The organism is Brevibacterium sp. VCM10 (assembly GCF_000583215.1).
Taxonomy (GTDB): Bacteria; Actinomycetota; Actinomycetes; order Actinomycetales; family Brevibacteriaceae; genus Brevibacterium; species Brevibacterium linens.
The window spans coordinates 1-647 of record NZ_JAJB01000129.1 but is presented as its reverse complement, the minus strand read 5'-3'; the positions used below and the strand labels follow the sequence as shown (position 1 = coordinate 647).

General features: G+C 69.2%; 1 protein-coding gene. It reads left to right on the top strand.

Annotated elements, in window-relative coordinates; translation table 11 throughout:
* A partial coding sequence (locus tag AD89_RS0117695; RefSeq protein WP_025781025.1) for an amidohydrolase family protein occupies positions 1-647 on the top strand: 647 nt, incomplete at both ends.

The window sequence follows — 647 nt, the reverse complement described above, 5'->3', positions numbered from 1 at the left end:
ACGGCCGCCTCGGCGGGGGTCGACGTCATCGAGATCGGGGACGATCAGGTGCTGCTGCCCGGTCTCGTCGACTCCCACGTCCACGTCAACGATCCCGGTCGCGCCGAGTGGGAGGGCTTCGCCAGCGCCACCCGCGCGGCCGCGGCAGGGGGAGTGACGACGATCGTCGACATGCCGCTGAACTCCCTGCCGCCGACTGTCGACGTCGCGGCCCTCGAGACCAAGCGGGCTGTCGCTGAACCCAAGGCCTTCGTCGACGTTGGCTTCTGGGGCGGGGCGATCCCCGGCAACACCGCGGATCTGCGTCCTCTGCATGACGCGGGCGTCTACGGGTTCAAATGCTTCCTCGAGGACTCCGGCGTCGAGGAGTTCCCGCCGCTGGAACCGGCGGAGATGAAGGCGGACATGGCCGAGATCGCATCCTTCGACGGAATGCTCATCGTCCATGCCGAGGATCACGAGGTGATGACCTCGGCGCCGAAGAACTCGGGTCCGAAGTTCGCCGACTTCCTCGCCACGCGCCCCCGTGAAGCCGAGAACGTCGCGATCGCCCGCGTCATCGACGCAGCCCGGGAGACCGGGGCCCGGGCGCACATCCTGCACCTGTCCTCGGCGGATGCGCTGGGGCAGATCGCCGCGGCCAAGGC